Origin of the sequence: Alkalibacterium sp. 20 (assembly GCF_001885615.1) — a bacterium.
In the GTDB taxonomy this organism is placed as follows: Bacteria; Bacillota; Bacilli; order Lactobacillales; family Carnobacteriaceae_A; genus Alkalibacterium.
This window is the reverse complement of sequence record NZ_LSRN01000044.1, coordinates 1-18,722: the sequence shown is the minus strand read 5'-3', so window position 1 is coordinate 18,722 and position 18,722 is coordinate 1. Positions and strand designations below refer to the sequence as shown.

Annotated in this window: 19 protein-coding genes, 1 pseudogene and 1 other annotated feature; of the genes and pseudogenes, 3 read left to right on the top strand and 17 right to left on the bottom strand. The window is 37.9% G+C overall.

Annotated elements, in window-relative coordinates; all coding sequences use genetic code 11:
* Positions 1 to 32: 32 nt before the first annotated feature.
* From AX762_RS13390 to AX762_RS13170, 5 genes and pseudogenes are all read right to left on the bottom strand, one after another.
* Complete coding sequence (locus tag AX762_RS13390; protein ID WP_371261660.1) at positions 33 to 326, bottom strand: ADP-ribosylglycohydrolase family protein; 294 nt, start codon at positions 324 to 326, stop codon at positions 33 to 35.
* A 107-nt stretch (positions 327 to 433) separates the two neighbouring features.
* A complete protein-coding gene (locus AX762_RS13385; protein WP_371261659.1) occupies positions 434 to 652 on the bottom strand; it encodes a hypothetical protein in 219 nt (72 codons plus the stop codon).
* Entirely contained in the window at positions 633 to 821 is a 189-nt protein-coding gene (locus AX762_RS13380) for a hypothetical protein (RefSeq protein ID WP_371261658.1), read from the bottom strand. Before AX762_RS13380 ends, AX762_RS13385 begins: the two co-directional genes overlap by 20 nt.
* A gap of 159 nt (positions 822 to 980) precedes the next feature.
* Positions 981 to 1,880, bottom strand: a complete 900-nt coding sequence (locus AX762_RS13175) for an ATP-binding cassette domain-containing protein (RefSeq protein WP_256244631.1) — start codon at positions 1,878 to 1,880, stop codon at positions 981 to 983.
* A 15-nt stretch (positions 1,881 to 1,895) separates the two neighbouring features.
* Positions 1,896 to 2,708: pseudogene (locus AX762_RS13170) on the bottom strand (ABC transporter ATP-binding protein); the annotation flags it as partial.
* Between the two features lie 256 nt (positions 2,709 to 2,964).
* Positions 2,965 to 3,247, top strand: a binding site (T-box leader).
* A 117-nt stretch (positions 3,248 to 3,364) separates the two neighbouring features.
* On the opposite strand from AX762_RS13170, the gene AX762_RS08010 reads away from it, so the two are divergent.
* From AX762_RS08010 to AX762_RS08000, 3 genes are all read left to right on the top strand, one after another.
* Positions 3,365 to 4,810: an ABC transporter permease gene (locus AX762_RS08010; RefSeq protein ID WP_083432883.1), complete on the top strand. Its 1,446-nt coding sequence runs from the start codon at positions 3,365 to 3,367 to the stop codon at positions 4,808 to 4,810.
* A gap of 15 nt (positions 4,811 to 4,825) precedes the next feature.
* Positions 4,826 to 6,289 (top strand): ABC transporter permease, encoded by a 1,464-nt coding sequence (locus AX762_RS08005; RefSeq protein ID WP_071848623.1) that lies wholly within the window; start codon positions 4,826 to 4,828, stop codon positions 6,287 to 6,289.
* Positions 6,290 to 6,353: 64 nt separating this feature from the next.
* A complete protein-coding gene (locus AX762_RS08000) occupies positions 6,354 to 8,177 on the top strand; it encodes an ABC transporter substrate-binding protein (RefSeq protein WP_071848622.1) in 1,824 nt (607 codons plus the stop codon).
* 23 nt (positions 8,178 to 8,200) lie between these two features.
* On the opposite strand, the gene AX762_RS07995 is transcribed toward AX762_RS08000, so the two are convergent.
* The 12 genes from AX762_RS07995 to AX762_RS07940 form a co-directional block, all read right to left on the bottom strand.
* Positions 8,201 to 9,115, bottom strand: coding sequence for a VOC family protein (locus AX762_RS07995; protein ID WP_071848621.1), 915 nt, complete (start codon positions 9,113 to 9,115; stop codon positions 8,201 to 8,203).
* A gap of 205 nt (positions 9,116 to 9,320) precedes the next feature.
* The gene (locus tag AX762_RS07990; RefSeq protein WP_071848620.1) at positions 9,321 to 9,521 is read right to left on the bottom strand and encodes a cold-shock protein; all 201 of its coding nucleotides are present in this window, start codon (positions 9,519 to 9,521) and stop codon (positions 9,321 to 9,323) included.
* Positions 9,522 to 9,993: 472 nt separating this feature from the next.
* A complete protein-coding gene (locus AX762_RS07985) occupies positions 9,994 to 10,845 on the bottom strand; it encodes an aldo/keto reductase (protein ID WP_071848619.1) in 852 nt (283 codons plus the stop codon).
* A gap of 302 nt (positions 10,846 to 11,147) precedes the next feature.
* On the bottom strand, positions 11,148 to 13,322 hold the full coding sequence (gene recQ, locus AX762_RS07980) for a DNA helicase RecQ (RefSeq protein WP_071848618.1): 2,175 nt from the start codon (positions 13,320 to 13,322) through the stop codon (positions 11,148 to 11,150).
* A gap of 41 nt (positions 13,323 to 13,363) precedes the next feature.
* Positions 13,364 to 13,864, bottom strand: a complete 501-nt coding sequence (locus tag AX762_RS07975; protein ID WP_071848617.1) for a GNAT family N-acetyltransferase — start codon at positions 13,862 to 13,864, stop codon at positions 13,364 to 13,366.
* Between the two features lie 50 nt (positions 13,865 to 13,914).
* The gene (locus AX762_RS07970) at positions 13,915 to 14,421 is read right to left on the bottom strand and encodes a GNAT family N-acetyltransferase (protein ID WP_071848616.1); all 507 of its coding nucleotides are present in this window, start codon (positions 14,419 to 14,421) and stop codon (positions 13,915 to 13,917) included.
* 317 nt (positions 14,422 to 14,738) lie between these two features.
* Positions 14,739 to 15,404: a DUF998 domain-containing protein gene (locus AX762_RS07965; RefSeq protein WP_071848615.1), complete on the bottom strand. Its 666-nt coding sequence runs from the start codon at positions 15,402 to 15,404 to the stop codon at positions 14,739 to 14,741.
* A gap of 100 nt (positions 15,405 to 15,504) precedes the next feature.
* Positions 15,505 to 15,840, bottom strand: a complete 336-nt coding sequence (locus AX762_RS07960; protein WP_071848614.1) for a TfoX/Sxy family protein — start codon at positions 15,838 to 15,840, stop codon at positions 15,505 to 15,507.
* 89 nt (positions 15,841 to 15,929) lie between these two features.
* Positions 15,930 to 16,697 carry an SDR family NAD(P)-dependent oxidoreductase gene (locus AX762_RS07955; protein ID WP_071848613.1) on the bottom strand — a complete coding sequence of 256 codons (768 nt, stop codon included), beginning with the start codon at positions 16,695 to 16,697 and terminating at the stop codon, positions 15,930 to 15,932.
* Positions 16,669 to 16,854, bottom strand: coding sequence for a hypothetical protein (locus AX762_RS07950; RefSeq protein ID WP_071848612.1), 186 nt, complete (start codon positions 16,852 to 16,854; stop codon positions 16,669 to 16,671). The genes AX762_RS07955 and AX762_RS07950 overlap by 29 nt, the downstream gene beginning before the upstream one ends.
* A gap of 14 nt (positions 16,855 to 16,868) precedes the next feature.
* Positions 16,869 to 17,528, bottom strand: a complete 660-nt coding sequence (locus tag AX762_RS07945; protein WP_071848611.1) for a DUF4332 domain-containing protein — start codon at positions 17,526 to 17,528, stop codon at positions 16,869 to 16,871.
* Between the two features lie 92 nt (positions 17,529 to 17,620).
* Positions 17,621 to 18,112: a flavodoxin domain-containing protein gene (locus tag AX762_RS07940; protein WP_177244071.1), complete on the bottom strand. Its 492-nt coding sequence runs from the start codon at positions 18,110 to 18,112 to the stop codon at positions 17,621 to 17,623.
* Positions 18,113 to 18,722: the final 610 nt, after the last annotated feature.

The window sequence follows — 18,722 nt, the reverse complement described above, 5'->3', positions numbered from 1 at the left end:
GTATTTAAATTAACTCGAATGAATATTTATTACTATATTTGTTTATCAATAAATGCTTGCCATTCTTCGTATACCTTAATCAAATCATCATCTAGATAGGAGAGTGCATTTTCTTTTGGAGAATCCGGAACACCATAAAAAGGATCTGCTATCGAACCTGTGCTTGCAGCTATGGTAACACTGTCTCCTCCGATTGAAATAGCCGTACGGATAGCATCTTCAAATGAAGTCGATTCTATAAAAGCTTTGATTGCTTGAGGGACTGAACCTTGGCACGATACATCAAATTTACAAGAATCTCTTATGTCGTCCAGTTTAAAATTCAATAAATGCTACCTTTGGAAAGACCTTTTCGAGCCATGTAAATAGCAAGAGTTGCCGCTTCTGCTCCTTTTAGTCCTTCTTTATGATTATGCGAAACCTTTCTAACACATTAATTTCTGTCCTGCAAGCTTAAACCTGCAGGATTCACACGCATTGCTGCACCATTACCATAACTGTTATAGGGTTTAGGATCTGCACTGAAGATCCATTTTATGAAATTGCCTCCGTAACCACAATCAGCATACTTGCGACCGATTTCTTGCATGTAATAAACCGCTAAATCCTCTAATAAATCATAGTCAATACTATCAAAAGCATTCTGATTCACAGATGAATCCTTTTTTTTCGGCTTCTAAAATCGTTTTCCCTACAGCAAGTGCCATAATACTATCATCTGTCGGTCGACAATCGGCTGTAAAAAAATCAACCGCTTTGCTCTCATGGTTAGACGCTTCAAAACGAGAACCCTCTATGTCTCCGATTAATACTCTAATCATTTGAATTCCACCCTTCGTGTCATTATTTTGTTATTAATCTATTATCAGAAATACTGTCATCTATAAATTTAGTTGAATATTTATCCTTATTAAGACAAAAAGACTCAATCTTGTCTAACAAGATTGAGTCTTTTTTGAATTTATAGTTTAAGCTGAATGTTACTCTTGCGCTACCCAATGGTGAGGACTAATTTCAACAAATATACTTTTATCCAAATCAAAGGATTCATCCTTCACTTGTTCAATCGATTGACGTGTTGCTTCATACACGGGATCAGGTACAGGAATAGCAGATAATAGTTTCCGAGTGTATGGATGAACTGGATTATCAAACAACTCTTCCGCATCTGCAAGTTCAACTATCTGACCGTTATACATGACAGCAACCCGATCGGATATTTGCTTGATCATCGCCAGATCATGAGCAATGAATAAATAAGTCAAATTGAATTTTGTCTGGAGCTCTTCAAGTAATTCAACGATTTGAATCTGGATAGAAGCATCTAATGCTGACAGGGGCTCATCGAGTACAATAAACTCTGGATCGACTGCCAAGGCACGGGCAATACCTATTCTCTGACGCTGTCCTCCTGAAAACTCATGAGGATAGCGCTGAGCATAGCTTTTATCAAGACCTACTAAGTCAAGCAGTTCCAAAATGCGTTCTGTCCGTTCATTTTTGTTTTTTGCCAGTCCGTGAATGTCGATAGCTTCTCCGATAATGTCCATAATTTTCATTCGTGGATCTAAAGATGCATAAGGATCCTGAAATATCATCTGGACGTGTTTACGCATAGATTTCATTTCTCTCTGCGATAAATTATTCAAATCAAAGCCTTCATATATCATTTCACCGCTGGTAGGTTCATACAGACGCAGAAGAGATCTTCCTGTTGTGGATTTACCTGAGCCTGATTCCCCTACGAGTCCGAGTGTTTCTCCTTCATAAATCGAGAAACTGATATCATTCACAGCTTTTAAGGTTTCCTTTTTACCAAGGGAAAAAGACTTGTTTAGATGCGAAACTTCCAGAAGTCTTTTTCGCTGACCCGAATGTATTTCAGCCAGTTTCTTTTTATGCGCCTCAGATTTTCCCTTATGCAAGTTAGGTATGGCATCCAACAGCATTTTAGTGTACTCTTCTTTAGGATTCTGAAAGACCGACTTCGTTTCTCCTGATTCTATAACTTTGCCTTCTTTCATTACTATAACTCTGTCACACATATTGGCAACCACGGCAAAGTCATGTGTAATTATAATGATAGATGTGCCAAATTTCTCCTGAATCTCCTTCAGCAAGTTAAGAATTTGAGCTTGAATGGTCACATCCAAAGCTGTGGTTGGTTCATCGGCAATCAACAGCGAGGGATTACAAGCCAGGGCTAATGCTATCATCATACGTTGCCGCATTCCCCCAGAAAATTCATGCGCATACTGACTGTACCGCTCCTCTACATTCGTAATGCCTACTTGATGCATCATTTCTTTTGCTTTATGTTCTGCTTTTTTCTTCGAAATTTTTTCATGATAGCGAAGTGTTTCCGCAATTTGAGCACCAATGGTCATGATAGGATTCAATGACGTCATTGGATCCTGAAAAATCATACCTATGTCTTTTCCTCGTATGTCCCGCATTTCTCTCTCAGTCAATGTGAACAGTTCCCTTCCCTTGAAGGCGATAGAACTTTCCTGATGTATATGTGCATTAGGAGCTAAAAGCTGCATGATCGAACGTGCTGTTACGCTTTTCCCGCTTCCAGATTCTCCTACAATACCGACTGTTTCTCCTTTTTGTACTTCAAACGTTACATTGGACGTCACTTGTTCTACTGTATCTCCTGTTGAAAATGATACTGATAAATTATCTACAGTTAATAAAGATTCCATTGTCTACTCCTTCACCCATAGGGCCCTGTATTTATGGGACTCTTATATTCTAATTCTTTTTTAGAAATGTAACATTATTTTTCTGAAAATGAAACCATTTTCTCGATATAGCAATCAAAGAGAGCATAAAATCTTGATTTTGGTGTCCAAATTCAAAAGATAAATCATCGACTTCTTACAAATAATAAGTATTTTTGCTATTAAGGCTTGACGTTTTAAAATACTTTTGATATATTTGTATTCAATTGTACACAATTAAAAAACGATAAAAAGAAAAGTACAGGTTTGATGAAAGCAAAGCGAGTCCCAATTAGTGAAAGGGGATCTGGAAATAAACCTGGAAGTGCATCTTGGAGTTATATGATTGAACGATTTTTTTCTTTAGATCATATCGGGTTTGCCCGTTACAGCATGTCGGTATGCCCGTTCGTATTTTGGTGCCATACCGAATTGAGATACATAAAGTTTCCCACGCATCATGTGTGGTCTCTTTATGTATATTAAGGTGGAACCGTAAAATTTCATATCTTGCCCTTAAGCAATTCTTCATAATAGAAGAAAGTTTGCTTAAGGGTTTTCTTATTATAAATTGATGTTTATATTTATTTTGATATGCTGTTTTTATTTAGATTACTAAAAGGAAGGAGGATTTGTTCATGAGACAAGAAGATAAAAATAAGCTGGTTGACTATCGACAGTTAGTAATTGAAGCATATGAGAATGCATCCAAGGAACGTCACGTATCATGGGCATTGAAACTTCTGAGTTTTCCTTTTCAACTTATTGTCCTGATTCGATACTTATTTAACAAACGTAAAGATGATTCGAAACATCTCATTGAAAAAGTCGAACAGGAATTTAAAGAAAATGGCGAAGCAGCCGCATTAAAAAAAGAGCTGTTAATTCAGGAGCAAAGAAAGGTATCATTTCTCGATCAGTCGATGTCCCAATCCCAGATAGAAAAAAGCTCAGAAAATCATTTTCAAGAGGCTTATCACCAGGAAATAAAAAAAAGAGTGAACAGCCGATACAGAAAATCTAATACCCTGCCACAGGATTTTCTTCATGAAACCACTATGTTGCTTCGTTTACCATTGGGTTTTCTATTATCTATTGTTTTAGGCTTTCCGATGTATCTACTCTTGTGGATTGTCTCAGTACCTATGGTTCGCTATATTGCCAATCGCCTTGTTGCCATGTTATTAGTGATTGTCGGAGTCATAGCGATTGTTTTCACACTCCTTTATCTCTCACCATCCGATGCGGCACTTAATATCCTAGGTGAACAAGCTACTCCCCAGCAGTTTGAAAATTTTAATCAGGTACACGGTTTGAATGATCCGTATATTGTGCAACTCTGGCGTATAGTTAAAGGCGTATTTACCTTTGATTTGGGCATTTCATTTGCAGGAAATGAACGGGTCGTAGCCAGTATCATGAGACGATTCCCAGTCACCTTGCAGCTGGCACTTTTTGCTCTTATCCTGTCGGTTTCTGTAGCTCTACCTTCAGGTATTTATGCAGCTGTAAAAGCCAATACAACGTTTGATCATTTATTTATGTTTATTGCTCTGATCGGAATTTCCATTCCAAGTTTCTGGCAAGGACTAATTTTCATTCTTACATTTTCTATAAACCTTGGATGGCTTCCGGCCACATACAACGCTTCAAATTTGGCTTCACTCATCATGCCGGCCGTTGTTCTCGGAACAGCACTTATGGCATCCGTTGCTAGGATGACCCGTTCTTCTACACTGGAAGTCATCAATCAGGATTACATTCTGACTGCACGGGCTAAAGGACTTTCCAGTAAACGTGTCATTTTAAGACACGCAGTACCTAACGCCTTGATACCTGTCATTACTATTATAGGCCTCCAGTTCGGTGCCATGCTTGGAGGGGCAGCAGTTACAGAACAGGTTTTTAACATCAGTGGATTAGGAAGTTACATTGTCAACAAACAATTCATTCCCGACATTCCCAGTGTCATGGCTGGCGTTATCTACATCGCCATCGCCCTTTCTATTGTGAATCTGATCGTCGACTTGATGTACAGTTTCCTGGATCCGCGTATTAGATCCCGAATTAATAATGGGCAATGAAAGCAGGTGTAAATAATGAAATCTTATCAAACAAATCAGATTATTCAGCAATTCCAGTTCAACAATGGATTAACCTGGGCCTATTCAATACTATGGCTATTTTTAAGCATCGAGCTTCAGCCTTTCGGTATTTCACTTCCACTCCTGCTAATAGGCGTAGTCAATACTGGGTTCAGCATGATTCATCAGATGTTACTTTACCGTGTGAAGCAAAAAAGTTTTAACGTAGAAAACAAACCTGTAGTTGAACGTATTCTAGCAGCCCTATTGATTTTAGGTCTACTGGCTGGAAATTTTTTCACTTTCATTTCAGGTATCATGGCGTTAAAAAAATCCTTAAGTACCGGTCTTATCTATTCTATCTATATGGTACTAGTGGATATTTTGATTATTGGAGTAACCAGTTTGAATCTCTTCAAGCCTTTCGTAACAAATTCTTTTCTCACAACACTTTCTATATTGATTATCACTTTAGTCTTTCACAGTCTGACTCTTGCATTCGGACAGAAGGTCTCTAACTGGAATCCAGGTAGTCAGAAATTTGGATTGGGTCTCCTTCTCTTATCAGGACTCACAGGTAATTTACTGGTCTTTCTGGTCGCTGCTTCCTTCTATTCAGACAATCAGCCTGAATCAAAAGGAAAACGTCAGACTAGTATCCGTGAAAATTTAATCAAAAATCATGCAGCACTGCTTGGACTGTTATTTATTTCATTTCTTGTAACATTGGCATTAACCAGCAACTTCACTTTCAGTTATTCATTTGCTGTACAGAATAATTATTCAAACATTCTGCAGAGTCCGAGTATACAGTATCCGTTTGGGACAGATAATTTTGGACGCGATGTCTTTACCCGTATCGTTTATGGCACACAGATTTCTCTTTCGGTCGGTGTACTAGCCACGGCTATCCCACTGCTTATTGGTGGAGCACTTGGAGCAATTTCCGGTTTTTATGGCCGTCAGACCGACAATATTATCATGCGTCTTTTGGATATCCTTTATGCAATACCTGGACTGCTGCTGGCAATTACGATCGTCGCTGCCTTCGGGGCATCGACAACCAATCTGATTATTGCACTGAGTCTGGGTTACATCCCATCCTATGCACGAACCATGCGGGCTAATGTTCTGCAGGTCACTAACCTTGAATACATCGAAGCAGCCCGTGCACTCGGACAGAACAATACACAGATTATTTTAAAACATGTCATTCCTAATTCGATGGCCCCTATGATAGTGCGTTCCACATTGACTATCGGGACAGCTGTGATCGCCACAAGCAGTTTAAGTTATCTTGGATTAGGTGTTGAAGCTCATATACCGGAATGGGGTAATATTCTCCGTATCGGCAGTCAATACCTTGAAACATATCCTTACCTGGCGATTTATCCCGGCCTGGCAATTATTCTGCTGGTTCTTTCATTTAATTTTCTTGGAGATGGGATACGTGATGCGACAGATCCGCGATTGAACTAGTACTTTCTTAACTTTGGCAATAACTTTAATAAAAGAAAAAACATATTATAGGAGGATTTATATAATGAAGAAACAACTACTACCTTTTCTGACAATTGCGGCGACCATATCCTTGGCAGCTTGTGATGTTCAGACAGAGGACGAGGCAAACACTGTTCCTGAAGATTACGAGTCATTTGAAACAACGGAAAAATTATCGCTCGAACTTCTGGGCTCACCTGCTGATGAAACGGATCTGAATATTGTTCGTGATCAGTTGAATCGAAACGGTTTTGATGTAACACTTAATACTCAACCGGATTACGCCAGTTACCGCTCATTAAGAGACGCCGGAAACTATGACATTTCTATCGCCAGCTGGACAACGGTAACCGGGAATCCGGATTATTCTGTACGTTCCCTCTTCACCAGTAATGGTGATAACAGTATCATTTCAGACGAAGAAGTCGATGCGCTTATTAATGAAGCTGCACTTCAGACACCCGAAGAGTATATCGAAACCTATGATAAACTGGAACAAGAACTTGTTGAAGAGAACGCTTACATTGTTCCCCTTTATAATTCACTGAAAGCACAAGCATTTAATCATGATCTGCTAGATCCAGACACTATCCGGCTTTCCAAATCACGTGCCTTTGCCTGGGAACCAGTTTCATATAATGATGAGTCTGTGAACGAGACTGAATCATTGATGCTGACTCAAACTATGGGCGATCTGACTTCGCTTGACCCTATCAAGGGGAATGATGGCTCCATCAATCAATTGAATACCAATATGTATGTCCGTCTTGTTAATTTAACAGACGACGATGACGTTGTATCGGAAGGGTCATTAAGTTATATTCACGCCATTGCTGAAGGCAATGCTGATTACTATTTTGTTTTACGCGATGACATCAATTTTGCGGCTATTGAAGATGGTGAAGCTATAGATACGGGCTCTTTAGTCAGTGGGCAGGATGTTATTTATTCGCTAGATCGTGCAAAAAATCCAGATTCTGTTCCTGATCACCGTACGTACAGTCTGCATGAGCACATTGACACAGTTAGCCTGCTTACAGACATGTCTGAATTGGAAAACACGCAGTTAACTGATGGCAGCGGATCTGTTCTAGAGGCACTGGAAGCTGAACTGGAAACTCCTATCTCTTCTGTAGTTGAATCTGAAGACGAAGTAAATAATGCATCCGGAAATTATCAGGTCATTAAACTGACAACAACTGAACCTTTCCCGCAGGTGTTGAACTACCTGGCTCACCAGTCTGCCGGTATTGTTTCACAAGAACAAGTGGAAAGCATCAATACCTATGACAATGATAATTTTGACATCACAACTGATATATCATACGGTGATCAGCGTGCTATTACCGAGGGCGAAACTTATGATAATCATCTGTATGCCAGTGGTCCTTATATCATGATTGAAAAGAATGATTATGAAGCCACCTTCCAGAAAAATCCGGCTTACATGACTGATACAGAAAATGAACCCAACATCTCAAATGTAACTGTTCGGTTTATAGGGGATGAAGACAGCGCATTGTCCGCCCTTCGTTCAGAAGAAATCGATTTGATGTATGGTTTAGGCGAAACAAAATATGAAATTGTTGAAGATGAAGAAAACCTGACTCTGCAAAGCAGACAAAGTAATGGAGTGAAATACCTGATGATTAATGTAGACAGTGACCGTGAAGTGGCTCAAAGTGCCGACTTGCGCAAAGCTATTTTATACTCTATCAATCAGGATGAAATCAGTTCTGCCTATGACGGACTGAAATTGAAAGCTTACACAACTGTTACACCCTTAGTAGATACCGGTAATGAACTGATAGCTGATCCAGCTAAAGTGGAAGAATTCTATCAGAACTACCAAGATTCTGGTGAATAATAAAGATTTTACAACAAAAGGGATTATCTCATAAATGAGATAATCCCTTTTGTTATTCTGTTTCTCGTTTTATTTTTTTCAAGTTCCTCTATATTTATTTTCTTCATTTTTAACAATGCTTTAGTAACACGATTAATCTGTTCTCTGCTTCCTGTTGTGAATAATTCATCCATACTTGCAGGAACAATTTGCCAGGAAACTCCAAATTTATCTTTCACCCAACCACATAAATCAGCTTCTGGAACAGCAGATAATTTTTCCCAATAGTAATCAATTTCTTTTTGATCATCACAAAGAATTTCCAGTGAAAAGGCTTCGTTGAATGTGAAGTCTGATTCAAAGGCGTCATCAATCGCATTGAATTGCGTGCCGGCGAGATAGAATTCAGAGAACAAGACTTTTGCCCTTGGATTTTCTATGTCACCTGACTTATAGTGGTGCAAGTCTTCAATAGAAGACTCCGGAAAAACTTCAGTATAATACCTGAGAGCTTCTTCCGCCTTCCCATTTACAGCATTGGAAAATAAAAATTGTGGAATAAGTTTTTGAGAAATCGGGTGGTCCACCAATAATATCTGCCAAGAAAGACCATACCTGTCTTCCAGCCAGCCATAGCTCTTTCCGAAGGAATGTTCACCTAGTGCCATCAGTTCATTGCCTCCGTCTAACAGAGCGTTCCATAGTTTATCCGCTTCGTCTTTCGTTGAACACTGAACCATTATGGATAATGACAGGTTTAATTTAAAGTAGGGACCTGCACTAATAGCTGAAAACGGTTGTCCTGCCAACTCAAAGTTTACAGTAGTAGCAATTCCAGATGGGGTGTCTTCAAGTACATAGATACCGGTAATTTTGGAATTATCGAACAGACTTATATAAAAATCAGCGGCTTCTTCTGCTTCTGTATCGAACCAGAGATAAGGAGTAATACGCTTCATATTGATTACCCTTTCCTATTAAAATTATTGTCCTTCTGTACCGAAGAATGAAAATCATGCATTTCTACGGAGTTATTATATCATGAATGAGCGATTTATGGTTTCGTTAAACTCTTGTGCTTTTTTACTAATCAAACTGAAATAAAAAAAAGGCAAGAACATGAAATTCATCATGTCCTTGCCTTTAAAATTTAGTTTAAAGTTATTAAGCTTTAGTTACGTTTGCTGCTTGAAGTCCGCGGTTGCCTTCTTCTGTATCAAAGTTAACTGCTTGTCCTTCGTCTAAAGATTTGAATCCGTCTTCTTGGATTGCTGAGAAATGTACGAATACATCTTCTGCTCCGTCACGTTCGATAAAGCCAAAACCTTTTTCTGCGTTAAACCATTTTACTGTTCCTGTTTCCATATTAAAAAATTCCTCCTCGTGCCATTCAGCACAAATTATTTTCACATTATTGCTTAAAGGCCAATTCGGAATGCATTACACAGTTCGTTTTTTGTCTCTTACAATATGTTAAACTTAGTATACCATACTCAGAGGATAATGCAAACTTATTTTACTATTGTACATAATCAAGACTAATCTTTCTTCCTTCTGAACTCTGATATACTCTATAATCCCTGTAACAGCAATGATACCTCATTTATTTTCCACAAAAAATTTATCTGGTCAATCTCCATTAATTTAATAATCATTATTATTAAGACTGCTTTTCCCAGTTTCGTTCATACTCCTATGATATAGAATTACCCATTGTTACTATTACCTGTAATATCATAACTTAACTGATTCTACTTTTAGTGAATACAAAAAAGGCGGCTCATTTTGAAGCGTCCCTTTTTGTTTGTACAATATAATTTTACTTCTTAAAAAAAGTTTATCTATCTTCGAAGTCATCAGGTTTGCTTAAGTCGTCAAATTTAATGCTATCCAGATAATCCATATCTCCAATTGAAAGTTCAAAGTCAAAAATATCTGCATTTTCTATAATACGTTTTTCGTGAACAGATTTAGTCAGAGTGACGAATCCATGCTGGAGACTCCATCTCAATAATACTTGGGCAATGGACTTACCATGTTCGGCACACATAGCCTGTACTTTAGTATTTTCTTCCATGTTTTCCATTGGAGAAAGCGGTGACCATGCTTCGACAACCATATTGTGCTTGTGACTCAAAGCAACAGTATCTTCCTGAGTTACACCCGGATGCAGACGAATCTGGTTAACCATCGGCATGATTCTGCAGTTTTCCACAATATTATTTAGATGAGGAACAGCAAAGTTACTGATTCCGATAGCTTTCAACTTACCTTCATCATACAATTCTTCAAGCGCACGCCAGGTGTCGATGTTGTCCTGTTTCCAGTCTCCACCGTTACCTTTGACCACTGGCCAGTGAATCAGGAACAGGTCCAGATAATCGAGATCCAATCTATCCAGTGACTCTTGAACAGTCTTGCGGGCTTTATCATACCCATGATTTTTGTTATTCAGTTTGCTAGTAACAAACAGTTCTTCACGCGGCACGCCGCATTCTTTGATACCTTTCCCGACGTACTCCTCATTACCATACATTTGAGCTGTATCAATGTGGCGATAGCCAGCTTTGACGGCGGCAATTATGCCTTCCACAACTTCATTCGGATCAGTTACCTGCCATGTTCCGTAACCAAGTACTGGAATCTCAACCCCATTTGATAAAGTGTACGTATCATTAAGACTTTCCATATCTATTTCCTCCTAATTGTATGTTGTTACAGAAAATTTTTACTTATTTATTGTAACAAAAATCAGAATTTAAATTAATAGTTCCGACTTATAACCTGCTTTTTTCAACAATTGCGTATGAGAAATGGGAGAAAGATACACCCTTTTCTATTTTTTTCACCTGTATTGTAGTTTGATATCTCTTATATTTGTCAGGTGGTTTTATTAACTTATTACGTTTTCAACTATTACAGACAAAAAAACCAGAGCTATAATCACTCTGGTTTCATTTAATCTAATTGTATAGTGATATATTCAAGAAATTATTTCGCAGTACTTTCTTCTGCTTTTATTTTGGCCAGTACAACTTTAATTTGATCATACGTTATGGAGTCATCCATTGCTTCTTTGATAGGTTTGAGAAAGTCTCTACCTACTTGTGGAATGACTTTTCTTATTTCTTTATCTGCTTCAGGTGAAACGAATCGGTCTAGATCTATTTCTTTACCTTTTTCGATCCACTTGCAAATATGATTCACTATGGTCATCGTTGACAAATTTCTCATTTCAGCAATTTCGTCAATCGTTTGTCCTTCTTCAAAACAAGTGACTGTTTCCTCCACTGTATTTTTAGAGTGACCAGTTATTGACGTCTTCTTTGGCTGACTGATTTTTTCTGTTTTCACATTGTTTTGTTTCAAGGTCTCAGCATCTAGCTGATTACTAGAAACGTAGCCCTTAATGAGAGAAAGGAATGCCTCGCCGTATTCCTGTGATTTCACATCGCCTACGCCATTAATATTTAAAAAATCGTTTTCTGTCAGAGGATACTTCGCTGCCATATCGATCAAACTGCGGTCAGTAAAAACAATAAATGGTGGTTTGCCTGCCTCTTGGGCAAGTTTTGTCCGTAATCTTCTCAGTTCTTCATATAAATCTTCATCATAACGTTCAATATTCTCGACCATTTTGTTTTTCGGAGCCGGCTCTTGTTTAAGCTGTTTCCGTATGGATAAGCTCACCTTGGCCTGCAGCAGATCGCTTGTCTTTTCCGTAAACTGCACTATGGGATAGCTGTCGCCGTTTAAACGCAGATAGCCTTCACTCAACATAATGGAAATCATATCTTTGATATCCCCGTCTGTATAGTCAGACATTAAGCCATGCGTGCTCAATTCGTTGAATCCCAACTGCTGGACACGTTTATTATTTTTCCCACGAAGGACGTCCGTTATGAGTCCGGTTCCGTATGCTTGCTTCATACGGTAGATGCACGATAAAATCTTCTGGCTCTCAACCGTGATATCTGTGGTGACAGACTCTCCGTCACAGTTTGAGCAATAATCACATTCCTGCCAGTCCACTTCTTGATCGAAGTATTTCAGTATACTCCTACGCAGGCAGTTCCCAGTTTTACAATATGTGATCATCGAGTTTAAATTCGTTCGTGCGTGAGGGGAATCCCCTTGTTCGATCAGCATCGTATTGGTAATAATGTCTTGGGCTGAATAAAATAGAATGGCTTCCGACGGGGCTCCGTCTCTCCCGGCACGACCGGCTTCCTGGTAATAACTTTCCATGTCGAGCGGCATATTGTAATGAATCACTCGCCTAACATTTGATTTGTCGATTCCCATTCCAAAAGCATTCGTCGCTACCATAATGGGTTTTCGGTCATACAGAAATTCTTCCTGATGGTTCGTCCTTTCTTCCGCACTGATCCCTGCATGGTAATAAGTAACAGGGTACCCTTTTTTATCAAGCGTGCTGTATACTTTATCCACGCTTTTACGTGTATTACAATAAATGATGCTTGATTCTTTCTTATCCAATATCCGCAATAACTCATTTGCTTTCTTTTTCGGCTTGACGACAGAGAAATAGAGGTTCGGTCGGTCAAAACTGGCGACGTGCTTGAACGGTTTTTCCAGTCTCAATTGCTTAATCATATCTTCCTGAACAATTTTCGTAGCTGTTGCCGTAAAAGCCGCAAATGGCGGACGTGAAGATAAAACGCCCATCAATTCTGGAATCCGTTGGTAACTCGGTCTGAAATCATGTCCCCACTGAGAAACACAGTGGGCCTCATCCACGGCTATAAGATTGAGATTCCACCTACGGGCATGAGACATAAACTGCTGGTTTCCCAGACGTTCAGGAGAAACATAAAGTAAATCTAACTCTCCCCTTGATGCCTGCTCCATGATTGCCTGCTGTTCAAAATAAGTCAGTTGACTGTTTATATAAGCGGCTCTGACACCTATCGTCTGCAAGGTATCAACTTGATCCTTCATCAATGAAATCAAAGGCGATATGACCAAAGTCAAACCATCCATGAATATAGCCGGAATCTGGTAACATATCGACTTCCCGCCACCTGTAGGCATAACACCCAGTACATCTTCTCCTCTGAGAATAGCCTCGATGAGTTCCTGCTGTCCAGGACGAAATTCGTCATAACCATAATAGTGTTTCAGTGTCTCAAAAATACTTTTCATAAATCCTCCATTTATCATTTGCTTCTATTATTGCTGCACAATTAAAACTTATCCGCCAGGTTCTCTAAAGCGTTTCCCTGCATGCTGAACGTTCTCCAGTCATCCATCGGTATTGCTCCCATTTTCTTGTAAAATTGGATAGATGGCTTGTTCCAGTCCAGACAAACCCATTCTAGTCGTCCGTAATTTCTCTCGCGAGTAAGATTGGCCAAAAAAGTGAAGAGTTTACGTCCGATACCTATTCCTCGCATCTCGGGCTTCACATAAACATCTTCCAAATAAAGACCTGGCTTACCAAGAAAAGTAGAAAAATTAGGAAAAAACAGGGCAAAGGCCACAGGCTCATTCCGATATTCGCCGATGATAACTTCAGCCATTTTTTTCTCGAACAAGTTCTCATTTAGACTTTCTTCAGTGGCAACGACTTCATCCAACATTTTTTCATAAACAGCCAGCTCCTTGATCAAATCCAATATCAGAGAAAGATCTTTTTGTTCTGCAAAACGTATAGTAACCTGTTCCTCATTATTTTCTTTTTGCATTTCAACCTAAACTCCTTCTATTTTTTCTAGTGACCTGCGACACTTATGATTTATCCCTTATATCTTCTGTATCGGCAAATTTCCGTTTCAACATCCTGATAATAATCTGTTCCATTATACTCTAAAATAAAACCGCTCTTGTCCAACACTTTTTGTGAAGCTATATTTTCTGCATGACATATCCCATAAATCATTGCTATCTCAAGCTGTTTCATGATTACAGGTAAAAAAGCAGTGACAGCTTCTGTCGCATATCCTTTGCCAGTATGCTCTCTAGCTATATGGTAACCAAGCTCCCAATCATTTCCTGTTTGAACTGCCTGTACATAACCAATATTTTTTCCGTCTTTGAGGATCACCGGATAGACAAAAGGCCCTGTATCGTTCTGGTAACAAGCAATGAGCTTTTCCACAGTTTCTTTTGCTTCATCAAGCGTTGCAAACACCTCGTCCGGAACAAAACGTCTAATATCCTCGTCTAAAGAATTGATATACACGCTTTCTATCATACTTTTATCAAATTCAGTTATAATCAATCTGTCAGTTTTTATAAACATTTTACGATCGATGTCCTCCTAATATATCATATAGTCATTTCAGCTTTAAAATAGCATTTGAAAATTTCATATCACTCACGTTTATTATTCGCTTATTTAAGCTATCTTCTAATCCGCTTATGTTCTTGTAAATGAAAGAAGCCCCAAGACAACAGCATAAACATGCTTGTCTTAGGCCAATGTATTTATTTGTAATCAGGTATCGTATCTCCGCATCATTGAGTTTACCATTTATATATATTCTAACACTAATTATGCTGAAATTGAGATTTAATTGTGGCTACTGATGAAATATGATGACCTAAAGAAATCTTATCTTATGCTTCCTTTCGATATTTAAAGTTTTTTTCGATCCTTTCAATGAAAACAAAGCCATATAACCCTAATATCGCATTGAACACAGCCACACTATAGACGCTGAAACGCTCAGCTATTCCGAAATACGTCTTGGGTACTATGCTTGTACCGATGGGACCGATAATCATGAATACTAATGTGACAGTTGCCCAAATAGCCAATGACTTATATTTTTTATGATTTTCAAATCCCCCGATGATAATCAGACTAATTGAAACGATCGATAAAATGACAACTATAACTGTAACGACGTATACATGCATAACATCTTGAAAAGTTCCGGCATAACCACTATCCGTAAATGGAAAAAGAGTGTAGCCTATCGCCGACGCCCAATTCATTATGGCAAACAGATATATCCCAATTCTCAATACTTCATTTCCCTTGCCCTGAATGATTATACAAACCAACACACTACTCAAACTGGCAAATAGATGATGAATGGAGACCAGTCCATTTGCGATCACAAATGAGGGGGCATTCGTTGCAGTTAGATCACTTACTGCTTGGCTTCTCCAATCGTATCCAGGGTAATTCATTGCTCCGATAACAGTATGCAAGATATAAAAAAAGAGGCTTACGATGCCTGAAAGACACAACCAGTTAGTCAGTGTTTTCCCTCTCATTTCATCTCCCCCTAATATCGGCAGCATTACACTTTTAATCAGCATGTACTAATAAAGTCCGTTGATAGTTTTTAAATGATCACATAATCCAGTCTCATCATTATTCTTCTTTTATTTTCTTCTTTTTGGGTTTCGGCAACGGTAATTCATTTGCAGTGATCTTGATTAATTGGCTGATCCATTCTTGATCATCAATTTTATCCTCTATTAGAAAACTCATTTTTGCTCCTGGGTATGGAGGAGCTTCCTTCACATCATCTATAAAGGCTTTCCCTGCTTCGGTTTGTTTTACAAACAGCTGATCATCACATATCAGCGCAACAACTTTTTTGTCACAATAAATGGCATACTCCCCAAACATTTTCCTGTATGTTATCGTGCCTGCATTGCCTATTTGTTCCACCACATAATCCACAAAATCCTGGCTTGACGACATCTCTTCTCCCTTCTTTCATAGGCTTTGCTTAGATTTTATCATTTTCATTTTTCCCGTTTCAAATAACAACAGAGGAGACTTGGGCAATTTTATTTATCGACTTGCTCAAGTCTAAAGAGTGATTCAGAAATTTGATTTGTTTTTTCATCTGCACATAAGTCGGGACTGATTTTCCACATTTTCTCTTGCAACTGCTTATTCAATATTTGCATATCTTCTTTAATTTCTACAAATTCATCATCTTTCAAAGTAATAAACTTTCCTGACTTTTTAAAGCTTTCTTCTTGATATTCGGTAAACAGAGGGGCCATCATTTCTCCGCATTCTTCTATCGTAATAAATCTTCCAAACAATTTCAGCAGAATTGCCATCATTCTCATATATGCAGGAACAATATTTATTTGGTTGCTCCACACAGTTTTAGGGATTTGAAAGCCGATAAAAGATATCTTTGAATTATGTTTGTTTTTGTATAAATCATGCAATTTCACAAGAAACATTCTTTTTGCAGCCATTGCCTGATGAATACCATCTTCATATCCCCATTTATTTATCATTTGTATATCATTCCAAAAAATTTCACCTCCTTCCGTGACATTAAAAATAACTCTTCCTCCACTCTGGGACTTCTCCAATAAGCTTAACAAGTTCAAGGTCAGCATAAAATGAGATAAATAATTGATCTGGAAATGTGAATCCATACCATCTTCTGTTTCTACTCTCTCGGAAGCATATCCTAAGCCAGCATTTATAAATATTCCATCTAAAAAAGTATGCTTACTTTGAATCTCATTTATCGCATTTTCAACATCATCTAGTTTTGTAAGGTCACATATAATTAGTGAAATTTTTTTCATTGAGAGTAGTACTCTTAAATTCCTCTATTACAGTCTCGCCAATTTCTTTTGATCTACAAAGGATAATTATCTCGTGTGATTGGTTACCAATAGATGCTAATACTTTAGCAACACCTTTTCCCATTCCATTGGTACCACCAGTTATTAAAATCTTCATAGTTTTCCCCTTCTTTATGAAACATATGATGCCGCTTTTACTAGCCGTTTGATATCTCTGAGTCCAATTTTTCCTTTGAAATATTTGTTCTCTTTATTCACCTTATCAAGTTTGCTACATAATTCGTCTGCGTCAGCCATTGAAACCATTCTCACATTAGTATATCCGGCAGAAACTAACATCCTGGCAAAATTGGGACTGACCCACTGGATTCTTGTCAGATCAAGTAAATTATGGATAGATTCAATAAACTCCGGTTCAAATCCATAGTCATTGATAATTTCAGTCTTTTTCTCAGATAAACTCAATGCCTCAAATAATAAAACGGAATTCTTATAATCAAGGGTTTCTAATTTCGCTATATCTTTTTGAGGAAGCCAATCAAAAGAGTTTAATTGACATGCCTTTGGGAAATAACCTTCTATTTCTCGTCTAAGTAAAACCAGATAATCATGATCTATTCCGGTCTTCTTTGATAGCGTTGGTATGTCTTTTTTATTTTCCAATCCTTTTCTCAAATCCTTAAGCGTAAAAAAACCATGCTCTTTTAATTTTACAAACTGTTTATCAATCTTTTCCAATAGCAAAATTCGGCTGGGGACTAAGTCTGTTTCTTCAATCCTATTTTGTAAATTATCAAGGGTTACTTTATCCTCATCAATATAATAAGACAAATCGATTTCTCCTTTATAATCCTTCTACCATTCATTTGAAATAATCGAATTAAACGTTAAACTGTAATCTGATTCGTTTAGTCGAATTATAGTTAGTCATCCACTTTGGTATTCATCGTTTGGGCGAATGCCTTAATTGTCTCTTCTCTGACATCCGAGTAATCCGAAGAAATCTTAACTATCTTTTTAGTGATTGCTTTATCAAAAAAGCTCATATCCTCAAACTGGAACTGCCCTCCGAAGTGTGCGGTGACACTTGCCTGCTGTATTAATTCTGACGGAAAGCTAGATTGCAATTCATCTTTGATAACGTCTTCGTTCTGCATCCCACAAACAAATAAACCAAGACGTTTGCTTTTCAGCATTTCAAGGTGGTCTTCACAGAAAGAAGTGATATCTTTACGTATCTGTCCCATGTATATGGGGCCACCGATGATGATCGTGTCGAAATGAATCAAGTCTTTGTTAACGCTGCTTTTAACCTCCAAATAATCGACGTCATCATGGAGTTTGTCTCCCAATAGATGGGCAAATTTTTCAGTACTTCCGTATTTAGTAGCATAGACAATTAAAGTTCTCATCATTTCATCTTCCTCCATAATTTTTTTAGGTGGGCTAACACAGAGTTTATGAATTCTCTTTCAAAGTTACCGTATAATTAGATGTTAATGGAAAAAACAGCTGTGTTTACGAGTATCGAGCGGTCTTGCTAGATTAGTTTGTCAAATATCACTAATAATACTTATCTTTATTGTTAAATTCATTATACCCAATCACATATTGATAGTTCATTGATTAACTCTTATATTTCTGTACTTTCAATGTTATTTAAACAAATTTCAAGTAGTAAAGTGGAAATCCCCCCTTTAATATAAGGTATCTTACACCTCGACATTTTTAATGTCGAGGTGTATTTTTAATTTTACTTGCAAGAAAAATATCATGATCAAATAAAATGGTCCCTGACTTTTCATTTTTACCAGGGCGTAAAACCCGTTATTTTTTTGTAAAAAACACATATTGCATTGTTATATATAGAAAAAAAGGCGTTCTCATCACCTTGTGAGTGAACCCCTACCCAAAAACTAGACACTCAAAAAAAGAGTGTTTTAGTTTTTGGGTTATTTTTTTACGTTATTTTCGTTATACTTTTATAGAATAGTTTCTAAGTGGAGGTTTCTCAGATGAGCAAAA

Bases quoted from the DNA above. Each gene is read 5' to 3' on its own strand.
- AX762_RS07965 (WP_071848615.1), bottom strand. From the start codon at position 15,404: ATGAGAGGGAAAACACTGACTAACTGGTTGTGTCTTTCAGGCATCGTA.
- AX762_RS07960 (WP_071848614.1), bottom strand. From the start codon at position 15,840: ATGTCGTCAAGCCAGGATTTTGTGGATTATGTGGTGGAACAAATAGGC.
- AX762_RS07940 (WP_177244071.1), bottom strand. From the start codon at position 18,112: ATGATGAGAACTTTAATTGTCTATGCTACTAAATACGGAAGTACTGAA.
- AX762_RS08010 (WP_083432883.1), top strand. From the start codon at position 3,365: ATGAGACAAGAAGATAAAAATAAGCTGGTTGACTATCGACAGTTAGTA.
- AX762_RS07995 (WP_071848621.1), bottom strand. From the start codon at position 9,115: ATGAAGCGTATTACTCCTTATCTCTGGTTCGATACAGAAGCAGAAGAA.
- AX762_RS07975 (WP_071848617.1), bottom strand. From the start codon at position 13,864: ATGCAAAAAGAAAATAATGAGGAACAGGTTACTATACGTTTTGCAGAA.
- AX762_RS13380 (WP_371261658.1), bottom strand. From the start codon at position 821: ATGATTAGAGTATTAATCGGAGACATAGAGGGTTCTCGTTTTGAAGCG.
- AX762_RS08005 (WP_071848623.1), top strand. From the start codon at position 4,826: ATGAAATCTTATCAAACAAATCAGATTATTCAGCAATTCCAGTTCAAC.
- AX762_RS07985 (WP_071848619.1), bottom strand. From the start codon at position 10,845: ATGGAAAGTCTTAATGATACGTACACTTTATCAAATGGGGTTGAGATT.
- AX762_RS08000 (WP_071848622.1), top strand. From the start codon at position 6,354: ATGAAGAAACAACTACTACCTTTTCTGACAATTGCGGCGACCATATCC.
- AX762_RS07950 (WP_071848612.1), bottom strand. From the start codon at position 16,854: ATGAAGATTTTAATAACTGGTGGTACCAATGGAATGGGAAAAGGTGTT.
- AX762_RS07990 (WP_071848620.1), bottom strand. From the start codon at position 9,521: ATGGAAACAGGAACAGTAAAATGGTTTAACGCAGAAAAAGGTTTTGGC.
- recQ (WP_071848618.1), bottom strand. From the start codon at position 13,322: ATGAAAAGTATTTTTGAGACACTGAAACACTATTATGGTTATGACGAA.
- AX762_RS07955 (WP_071848613.1), bottom strand. From the start codon at position 16,697: ATGAAAAAAATTTCACTAATTATATGTGACCTTACAAAACTAGATGAT.
- AX762_RS07970 (WP_071848616.1), bottom strand. From the start codon at position 14,421: ATGTTTATAAAAACTGACAGATTGATTATAACTGAATTTGATAAAAGT.